The organism is Streptomyces sp. NPDC002092 (assembly GCF_053593775.1).
Genome location: NZ_JBSFDG010000001.1, coordinates 602,744 through 611,811, shown reverse-complemented (window position 1 = coordinate 611,811; position 9,068 = coordinate 602,744). Strand labels below are relative to the sequence as shown.

Genomic DNA, 9,068 nt, shown 5'->3' with positions numbered 1-9,068 from the left:
TGCCAAGGGTTAGAACACGCGGCCCCAGGCTCCGCCGTACAGCTTGTTGTAGATCGTCACCGCGCTGATCTTGCAGGCGAACTCGGCCGCCGGCTTCAACCACGGATAGGTGGCCCCGTTCCGCAGCCCGGTCTCCAGGTAGTAGCCGTACTTGTCGGCTGGGGTCGGATTCCTGCCGTAGGGCGGGGTGAAGCCCAGCCGCGGGCCGACCTTCGTGTACCAGCCGTCGAGGTGCTTCTCGATCGGGGTGTGCCCCACGCTCCGCTTCAGCGTTCCCGAGATGACCGCCGGGCCGGTCCCGGGGCTGGCGGGTGTTTTCGTGCCGTACTTGTGGCGGCCGACGCTGGCGTTGATGCGGGCCTGGCGTTCCACTGCCAGCGCCAGCGGTTCCAGGGCGAGCCGGGTTCGCATGTCGCCCTCCACGGCGAGCTTCGCGAACCCCGCGGTGAAGACTCCGGGGCGCAGCTCGGTCATGCGATCACCCCATTCGGGACTGCCGTTCGGCCTTGCGGCGTTCGCGTTCCGTCTCGCGCTCCTCGTGCTGCGCCAGCATGGAGAGGAAGTCCAACGTGTAGCGGCGCACGTACCAGGGGGTGGCCTGCAGTTGTTCCCAGGACCAGTGCATGCGCCGCATCAGCAGGAAGTCGGCCCATTCGTCCGGGACCTGGTCGCCGCCCCACGTTTCCTCGATGATCGATTCGACGGGGATGAGGACGTTCTCGTAGTACGGCGAGCCGGGGCCTACTGAGGGTTTGTGACGCGCTGCACCTCTTCCATGATCCGGGTGATGATGGCCATGGGGAGGCGGCCGACGGCCTCGGGGGTGACCTTTCCGAAGCGCTGCTGGGTGCCTTCGCCGAGGCGGGCGAGGACAGCGGCGGGGTCGTCGTAGGGGTTGATGTCGAGGGTGTCGGCGGGGTTGAAGACCTCGTAGACCTTCCAGGCGACGATGAGTCCGGCCATGACCTTGTAGGAGGCGTTCAGGCCGTCCTGGGGGTTGAGCGGCTCGCCCTTGTCGTTGACGGGGACGTCCTCCGGGCTGAGTGCGTCGGGCGGCATCAGCTGAGGGTTCTTGATCAGGACGCTGACGTCGTCGCCGAGGTCGGGGAACTCCAGCAGGACGTAGGGGTTGGCGTAGCTCACGGCGGATCTCCTAGCAGGTGAGGGCGTTGAGGGCGTCGAACCCCGGCCGTGCGCGTGACGCCCTCACGCACAGGCACGGCCGGGGAGTTGATCTTCAGAATGCGGTGCTGACGAAGTTCTTCAGGACTGCCTGCACGCTTCCGCTGTCGGTGGCGTTGTAGATGCCGTTGATCTCGAAGTCGGCCTGCACGTAGGTGCCGGAGACGTCAGGCTTGCCCTTCGACCAGCCGCCCTGCGTCGTCGTGATCGTCAGCGACGACCCGGCCGCATCCACCCCCGCGCCGACGGGCTGCACTAGCGACATCGACGTCGGGTTGTTCTGCAGCGCCTGCAGGTACAGGTTGTAGTCGTTGTCGTTCTCGTAGATCGCCTTGTACGCGATGTCGGCGTCGAGGACGCCGGTGAAGACCTCGCGTGGCTGCTGGGTGCCGTTGCTCGCGTGGATGGCCTCGATCGGCCGCTTCAGCGTCAGGTCGTAGGTCAGGCCACGCGTCGAGGAGGCGCCCGCGTTGGTCATGGCGAACTGCCAGCCCAACAGCGGTGCAGGCTGGCTGAACGCCGGGGTGAACGGGCCTGCCTGGACGCTCGGGATCCACCCGGTGTACTTGGCGCCGCAGGTGACGATGCCCTTCGGGTCGACCTTGAGGGTGACGTCGGAGAGCATGCAGCCCTGGTAGCCCCACGCCTCCAGGACGTTGGACTGAGTCAGGCTGTAGGTCGGCTTGGCGGCCGTCGCACTCTGCTTGAAGGTGTGCGTCGTCTGCGAGACGACGGCGACCGCGGAGTTGTGGGCGAACGTCAGGCCGGACGTCGGCGTCGCGATGGGGATCGTGTACGGGCCCGCGCCAGTGGGGGTGCCAGTGGTGGCGTACTCCACCTTCGTCCCCGTGTCGATCATGATGGTGGAGCCCACTGGGATCGTCGCCGCCGTGCTGATCGACGTCGCCCCTGCGGTCGTTGAGGAGGACAGCGTCGTCGACACGCCAGGGGTGACCGTGTCCGGGCCGATGATCCTCAGCACATAGCCCAGCGCATCCGGGTAACCGTTGAACTCCAGGTCGACCTCGGAGTCCCCGGCGCCCTGGTACAGGCCCTGCAAGTTGCTGTCGTTGTTGCGGTAGCTGAGGTCTTGCAGCTGGTCGTAGTTGATGCCGAAGTCGAGCTTCGTGCAGGCCAGGTAGTACGAGGGCGTCACCCACGTGCCCTGCGTGGTCTCCTTGGCGAGGCCCACGTATGCGAGCCGTCCCAGCAAGGTCACTGCGGCTCACCGCCTTCCTTGTCGGTGTCCGCCGCGGCGGCGCGCTTCCTGCTGGGGGTCTTGGCCGGCGTCTCGTCAGCGGTCGGCTCGGTCTCGTCTTCGACGGGGGTCCAGCCGTCGAGGAGCGCGGGGAGTTCGGCGGTTTCGCCGGGCTGCACCGCATACGCCGGGTGGTCCTTCGTCTCGGCGACGTTGAACACGTAGGGGGTGGTGTTGCGCTGCCGCACCGGCGGCGGCGGGGTGGGCTCTTCGCTCACGGTGGTCTCCTGCGGCGGGGCGGGCATGAAAAAGGCCCCGCTGCGGGGGCCAGGCAACGAGATGGGCGGGTCAGGATGTGTAGTCCTTGTCGTCCGCCTGGTAGGTGATCGAGCAGGTCAGATCGGCCTGCGCCTGGATCGTCTGCTCCGGATCCCCGAACACGACGTTGATCGTCGTCGGATCCTCGGCGACGGACAGGAACCTCGCACCGTGCGTCTTGTCGAGCGGCATCGCCAGCGGCCCGTTGATGCGCTGGATCACCAACTCGACGGCATCATCCAGGGCTTGCTGCACAGACTCCGCCTGGCCGGTCTGCGACGACTGCGGCCAGATAATCCGCAGCTCAAGCCCGTAATGGTTGATCTTCCGATTGAAGCCGAAACGCTCCACCACGATCGTGCGCCGCAGGACGTACAACTGCCGACGGCGCTTCGCCGGCGTGCGCGCCCAGTACGGCTGGATCACATCGAACGGACCGCCCTGCGCGGCGCTCAACGCCGGCAGGCCGTCAGCCGCACTGTACGCGGACAGCCACGCCGCCTCACGGGTAACCGCATCGGCTGAACTCACCTGGGCCCCCTATCAGCGGTCGTAGCGGCACAGGATCTTCTCCGCGCGATCCCGCAGAGCCCCCGGATCGTGGCCGAACTGGGTTCCAGCGGGGTCGATCTCTGCCAGCGCGTTCACGGCGGCCAGCAGCTTGCAGGCGCGGCCCAGGTCAGCGGGAGGCGTCTGGTAGCCGCCCGAATAGGTGTACTGGACCGTGGTCCCCGGCGGCACGAACGTGCCGAGCTGGAACCGGCAGTGGCCAGTGTCCGGCTCGAACTGGATCGTCGACACCGACACCTGCTGCTGCCCCGAGTACGAGCGGTACAGCTGCACGTCCGCCACGGCCCCCGACCACAGGTCCGGGTAGTGCGCGGGAAAGTGCCTCACCCAGAAGTGCCGCACCAGCAGGGTGCTGCCCAGGGACTGCGCGCGGGAGAACCCCAGCTGGCTGGTGGGGTCCAGTGGCACGTAGGCGTCGAGGGCGTCCTCGATGTCCATGGCCTCGGCACGCTGCGTCTCGACCAAGCCCGTGAACGGGGCAAGGCGCCGGTCGCAGATGCCTTCGGCCTCACGCGTGGCCTCGATCATCAGCTGGTCGAGGGCGTCGGGCGAATAGTCGCGGACCAGGTCGGCGAACTGCCCGCTCAGCATGTCGGCCGAAGTAGCGAGCGGGGTGGGCGAGTCGGCGGCCATCGCTCACCCCCTGCCGTGACGCCAGTCGGTCACTCGCTGATCTCGGTCTGGGACTGTGCGGTCTTGCGGGGCCGGCCCCGCTTCGGGGTCGCGGGCTCGTCGTCTGTGCCGGCGCCCGAACCCGGGTCGGCCTTCTCCGACTTCTCCGGCTTGGCCGGTGCGGCGACCTCGGAGAAGCCGGGGATGGCCAGGAGATCGGCGACCAGGTTCACGTCGTCGACCTCGACGACGTCGCCGTCGTGCTCCCAGGTGTGGCCGGGGCAGGATCCGGCCTTTTCCTTGCGGATGTACGGCATGCGCCCTCCTGTCGGCATGCCGAACGCCCCAGCACGAATGCCAGGGCGCTCGAATGATGTGTGCGGTCAGCCTTGTTCGGCTGCCTTCTTGCGGGCGCGCATCGCCCGCTTGGCCTCACGGTCAGCGATCCGGCGGCACGTCTTGCACGCCCGAGCGCCCGTCTTCGGGGCTATGTACGTGTTGGCCTCGTCGTAGGGATGGCCTTGGGGGCAGTGCGTGCGGTCGGCCATCGGGACTGCGGGAGCGTCTCGTTGCTTGTCCCGCCACTCTCGCCAGTGCTGGCGACGGCAAGTCTTGCAGCCGCGCTCCTTGCCGCCCGGGTACCAGTAGGTGTTCTCCTCATCGAAGGGATGTCCCTCGCCGCATGAATCCTTGAGGATGTTGCGGGCGGGGGGTGCCTCACCGCGGAGGATGTTGACCCGGTCGGTGACGGGTTCCAGATGCCCCAGTGCGTTCACGCACATCGTGTTACGGCACAGATGATCGATGACCAGGCCGTCCGGAATCGGGCCGACGAGGTTCTCGTAGGAGAAGCGATGGGCCAGGCGCTTTTTGCCGTCGAACCAGAAGTAGCCGTAGCCCCGGTCGGACGGCCTCCCCTTCCACACCCAGCATGGCCCTAGTTCGGGACGGTGAGCTGGGACGGAGCCGTTCTTGTTGACCTTGCTGTAGAAGCGAGCGGCGGTACGCTCGTCCATGTCGGACCTCCGAGACAGGTTCGGCGCTGGCCGGGAAGGTTCGCACGCCTTCCCGGCCGCTTTGTTGCCGCAATTCTAATTCAGATTCCCCAACCGGGGGGCCTGAATTAGATATTGGCCACGATCCGACTTCCGCGTCCCACGTAACGCGGCCCGCGCACGGCCAGCGTAGTATCCGTCAAGACGGCAAATGGAAGTGTATCCGGTGCAGCGACGGTCGGCGCGAGCGGCAGGATCTGCATGTCGCGGGTGTAGGGGCGGACCATGAAGTTCGGGTCGCGCGGGACGAGGTAGATGTCCTCGGCCGCGTTGGTGACCGTGCGGGGCTTCGCCCCGGTGTTCCCGCCCTGGTAGGCGGACGGGCCGGTGTTCCCGGACGAGTTGGTGAGCAGGTTCGTGCCGGTGTCGACGATCGACGTGACGGCCGCTCCCGTAGTGTCGAACGCGTCCACGACGCCGACCAGGGTTTCGGTGCCGGTCGCCGTCGACCGGTACACCTTGTACAGGATCGGGGAAGCGCCGTCCGGCAGGTTGGTCGGGGTGGAGAAGCTCAGCGTGACCGTCGACGTGGAGCCGGTGGTGGTCTGCGAGACCTCGGTCGCCGCGGAGATCTCACCGAAGCGGGCCGCGACCGCGGACACCTGGTAGTAGTAGGTGGCCGCCGCCAGAGTGCCGCCCGTGGTCGCGGTCGCCGTGGTGACCGTGCCCATCTGGTTGGTGCGCGGGCTCAGGAACGAGCTCTTGACGATCGGCACGTCACGGTACGACGGCACGTTCAGACCGGCGCCGATCTCGACCGTGGGCGCCATGAACCGCTGCTGGTTCGTCAGGATCTGCGCCACGTTCGACGCCATACGCGGCGACATGATGAACATGTACTGGCTGCCGACCGGCATCGCCGCGTTCGTCTCGACGAGGTCGATGATCTCGTCGAGGTGCTTCAGTGCGAAGTTCGCGCCGGCCAGGTCGGTGGCGTTGACGTAGTTGTTCGACCCGGTGCCCGCGGTCCAGTTGGACACGAGGTAGTCCAGGCCGGAGCAGATCGGGTAGAGGCCGTTGGCGGTGGCGCCGTCGTTGCCCCAGATGAACGCGTTCTCCAACGACCACAGCATCGAGGTGACGGTGCCGTCGAGTTCGAGCTGGCGCAGGTCGCCGACGATGTCGCGGGTGACGGTCTGCGCGTAGCCGGTGACGGAGCCGACGGCCTGGAACAGGCGGATGTTGAAGACGGCCTGCTCGTAGGTGGAGTTGCCGATCGGACGGGCGCCGCCGTCGGTGACACCACCGGAGTCGGGCCGCTGCACGCGACGGTTGAAGAAGTACTGCGTGGAGCGCCATTCCTTGGACGGGATGGCGGCCAGGAGCGGCGCGTACCGGCGCTGGTACTCCAGCAGGACCGGGTCGATCGCCTTGGGGATGAGCGGGGTTACTGCTCCGGCCGTGGTGATGGCCTCTTCGAGCTCGGTGGGCACGGTCGCCTCTTTTCATGCGAAAGCCCCGCCGGGACGTGTTCCGGGCGGGGCGTTGTGTGGTGGTGGTCAGGACTCCCGGGTGGGGGTCCTTGGGCGAGCCGTGCCTACTGGTGGGCGGGCTGCGGGGTGCGGGCGAAGGCGCCGAGGAGGATCTCGGCGCGGTTGGCGAACAGGTCCTCGGGCGTCTTGTCCGCAGCACCGGTCTGGTCGTTCTCGTGGACGCGGTAGCCCTGGCGCGGCGGGAGTCCGTTCTCGCGGAGGAGTTCCTCGCGGAGTTCGTCCTTGGCGGCGGCGAGGCGGGCTTCGACGAGTCGGGCGACGCGCTGGTCCTCGGTCTCCGCGACGGGCTCCGGCGCGGCCGGGGCGGCGGTCTCAGTCGCCGGTGCGGCCTGCGGGCCGACGCGGTCCAGGAGCTGGGTGAACTGCTCCTGGGTGAGGGCGATCATCGGCGCGGGCGCCGGGGTGCTGGCCGTCTCGGCGGCCGGGGTCTGGGCCTCGCTCACGGCGGGCACCTCCGTGGTTTCGGTGTTGTCCCCTACCGGTGTGGTCGGGGAGGTTTCGGTGAGGGCGTCGTTGGCTGCGGCGGCAGTGATGGGCTCGCCGGGCTGAAGTCGATCGAGGGCGCCGGACTCCTTGAGTGCGGCGGCATGCTCGGGCCGGACCGGCTGGCCTGCCGTGGCCGGCGGTACCGCCTCGGAGGCTGGGTGCCCGGCGGCGGGGGCGCTCTCCATGTCGTCGTCCGGGCTGGCCGCGTCTTCGCTGTCGCCGTCGGTGTCGGCGTGGGGGGCGCCGTCCACGTCGATGTCGGCGTCCATGTCGGGGTCCATGGCCTGGAGGGCATCGACGGCGGCTGTCATGGCGGCGGCGGTGATGACCCGGAGTTCGGCGGGGTCGATGCCGCACGCGCGCATGGTCAGGCTGATGGGCCCGTTGTAGGCGTCGATGCAGAACCCGGCGCCGCCACCCGGGCCGTCGGGGTAGTACTCGCGGATCTCCCCGAGCCGGGTGCTGTCGTTCTCCTTCATGGAGCCGTCCTTGTTCCAGGTGTCGGGGATCATTCGGGTGAGGCCGAGCGCCGCGGCGCGGGCGATGATGTGGGCGCGGATCTTGTCGTGGTCGGCGCCGCCCCGGCCTACCGCGCGGATCGCTTTCCGCAGGTCCGCCTTCGTCTTGATCGGGTATGACGGTTCGCCGGAGGCGTTCTTCATCGCCTGGCCCTTGGCGGCCATCTGCCGCTTCTGCTTCGCCGAGTACGCCTCACCCGGGGCGTGTTCGGTTACGGCTTCCACGGTGGCCTCCACGGACTCGCTGATCGGGGTGCGGCCGTGAGACTCGGCAGCCGCAGGCGCGTCCGGGAGGTAGGAGGCTGCTGCCACGGTTGCGCCGAGAACTCCCGGGGAGGCGGTGAAGTCGACGGCGTCGATCTCCAAGTCCTCGGCGGTGGTCACGGACACGCCTTCATGGCTGAGCCGCTTGACCGGGCCGAGCCAGTAGCCGTGAATCGACACCGACTTCAGCGCCGGCGCCTGATCCTTGCCCGGCACCACCAGTGCGGCGATGTCGCGGCCGGGCGCCGTGTCGTAGAGGTCGGCGGTGTAGCTGGCGGCCCCGTCCTCCCCGACCTTGACTCCGGTGAGGCGGCCCACGATCTTCCGGGAGTCGTCCCCGGCGTCGTGGTGGGTGCGCATCACGATGGGGAGCCCGTCGGGGTCGGCGATGCGTTCCTGCATGCGGGCGGCGGCGCGGGCGATGAGTTCCCGGCTGTATAGGCGCTTGTTGCGGGAGACGCCGGGGGTGAGCATCGTCCCGGAGATCGTGGCGATCGTGGCGGTTCGGGCGGCCAACGGAGGTACCTCCTCGGCGATGGTTATGCCGGGGCGAGGACGCATCGGCAGCGGGGGTGGGCGGGCAGGCGTGGCGCGCCGTACAGGCTGTAGGGGTTGCCGGCCTCGTTGGCGAGGCAGGCGTCGCAGACGCGTTCATCGCCTGCGGTGATCCATTCGACGGCGTCGATGCCGCTTGCGAGGTAGGCGGCGAGCAGTCCTGCGCCGTAGGCGGCAGAGACAGCGACGTCTGTGGCGAGGACGAGGTCGTCACCTGCGTCGACGGTGTCTTCACCATCGGTGGCGGGGTCGGAGCTGCCGGTCATGGCCCGGCCTGCGCGGCGTGCGGTCGCGGTGAGTGCGGCAGTGAGGGCGGCGGTTGCGGTGCCGTCGGCGTTGTGGTCGCTCATGTCCGCGCGGCTGATCGTGGCATCCGAGCCGCTGTCGCCGTAGGGGGTGTCGTCTGCTCGGTCGTGGCTGGCGAGGTGGCGGCCCGCGTTCCAGCCGGCCTGGTGGGAGCGTTTCGCCGCGGTGGCTAGGGCGCGCCTAGTGCGCTGCCAGGAGCGTGCCGAGAGCAACGCCAGGACGGCTGCTGCAGCGGCCTCACCCCGGTGGTCGGTGGGCTGCCGGGTCTCGCCGAGCACTGCTGCCGCCTGGGTCAGGTCGAGGCCGCTGACGTCCTGCCGCCAGGCTGCGAGGACGACATCGTCGGCCGCCGCGTGGAGCGCCAGACGGTGGCCGTACACCTGCCGCCAGACACCTGCGGCAGTGGGGATGTGGATCGTGGGCCTGGACACCGCCACCCCCTGCCGCCGCGCGTGTCAGCCGATCTGTTTCGCGATGAGCGGCCCGACGTCCTGCGCTCGGGTGGGATGCC

Annotated in this window: 12 protein-coding genes; all 12 read right to left on the bottom strand. The window is 68.7% G+C overall.

Translation table 11 applies throughout. From position 1 onward, the window contains the following. Positions 1 to 9 precede the first annotated feature (9 nt). The 12 genes from ACWCRD_RS03070 to ACWCRD_RS03015 all read right to left on the bottom strand — a co-directional run bounded on the left by ACWCRD_RS03070 (position 10) and on the right by ACWCRD_RS03015 (position 8,988). Entirely contained in the window at positions 10 to 474 is a 465-nt protein-coding gene (locus tag ACWCRD_RS03070) for a hypothetical protein (RefSeq protein WP_450964203.1), read from the bottom strand. A 4-nt stretch (positions 475 to 478) separates the two neighbouring features. Then, complete coding sequence (locus tag ACWCRD_RS03065) at positions 479 to 625, bottom strand: hypothetical protein (RefSeq protein WP_450964202.1); 147 nt, start codon at positions 623 to 625, stop codon at positions 479 to 481. A 116-nt stretch (positions 626 to 741) separates the two neighbouring features. Next, positions 742 to 1,143 carry a hypothetical protein gene (locus ACWCRD_RS03060; RefSeq protein WP_450964201.1) on the bottom strand — a complete coding sequence of 134 codons (402 nt, stop codon included), beginning with the start codon at positions 1,141 to 1,143 and terminating at the stop codon, positions 742 to 744. A 94-nt stretch (positions 1,144 to 1,237) separates the two neighbouring features. Next, positions 1,238 to 2,401 carry a phage tail tube protein gene (locus ACWCRD_RS03055; protein ID WP_450964200.1) on the bottom strand — a complete coding sequence of 388 codons (1,164 nt, stop codon included), beginning with the start codon at positions 2,399 to 2,401 and terminating at the stop codon, positions 1,238 to 1,240. Then, entirely contained in the window at positions 2,398 to 2,658 is a 261-nt protein-coding gene (locus ACWCRD_RS03050; protein WP_450964199.1) for a hypothetical protein, read from the bottom strand. The genes ACWCRD_RS03055 and ACWCRD_RS03050 overlap by 4 nt, the downstream gene beginning before the upstream one ends. Before the next feature lie 70 nt (positions 2,659 to 2,728). Continuing rightward, positions 2,729 to 3,229, bottom strand: a complete 501-nt coding sequence (locus tag ACWCRD_RS03045; RefSeq protein ID WP_450964198.1) for a hypothetical protein — start codon at positions 3,227 to 3,229, stop codon at positions 2,729 to 2,731. 12 nt (positions 3,230 to 3,241) lie between these two features. Then, positions 3,242 to 3,901, bottom strand: a complete 660-nt coding sequence (locus tag ACWCRD_RS03040; protein ID WP_450964197.1) for a hypothetical protein — start codon at positions 3,899 to 3,901, stop codon at positions 3,242 to 3,244. 29 nt (positions 3,902 to 3,930) lie between these two features. Beyond that, positions 3,931 to 4,197: a hypothetical protein gene (locus ACWCRD_RS03035; protein ID WP_450964196.1), complete on the bottom strand. Its 267-nt coding sequence runs from the start codon at positions 4,195 to 4,197 to the stop codon at positions 3,931 to 3,933. Between the two features lie 66 nt (positions 4,198 to 4,263). Further along, the gene (locus tag ACWCRD_RS03030) at positions 4,264 to 4,896 is read right to left on the bottom strand and encodes an HNH endonuclease signature motif containing protein (RefSeq protein WP_450964195.1); all 633 of its coding nucleotides are present in this window, start codon (positions 4,894 to 4,896) and stop codon (positions 4,264 to 4,266) included. Between the two features lie 107 nt (positions 4,897 to 5,003). After that, on the bottom strand, positions 5,004 to 6,368 hold the full coding sequence (locus ACWCRD_RS03025) for an SU10 major capsid protein (protein WP_450964194.1): 1,365 nt from the start codon (positions 6,366 to 6,368) through the stop codon (positions 5,004 to 5,006). Between the two features lie 104 nt (positions 6,369 to 6,472). Then, a complete protein-coding gene (locus ACWCRD_RS03020; protein ID WP_450964193.1) occupies positions 6,473 to 8,212 on the bottom strand; it encodes a hypothetical protein in 1,740 nt (579 codons plus the stop codon). A gap of 23 nt (positions 8,213 to 8,235) precedes the next feature. After that, positions 8,236 to 8,988, bottom strand: coding sequence for a hypothetical protein (locus tag ACWCRD_RS03015; RefSeq protein WP_450964192.1), 753 nt, complete (start codon positions 8,986 to 8,988; stop codon positions 8,236 to 8,238). Between the last annotated feature and the right edge of the window lie 80 nt (positions 8,989 to 9,068).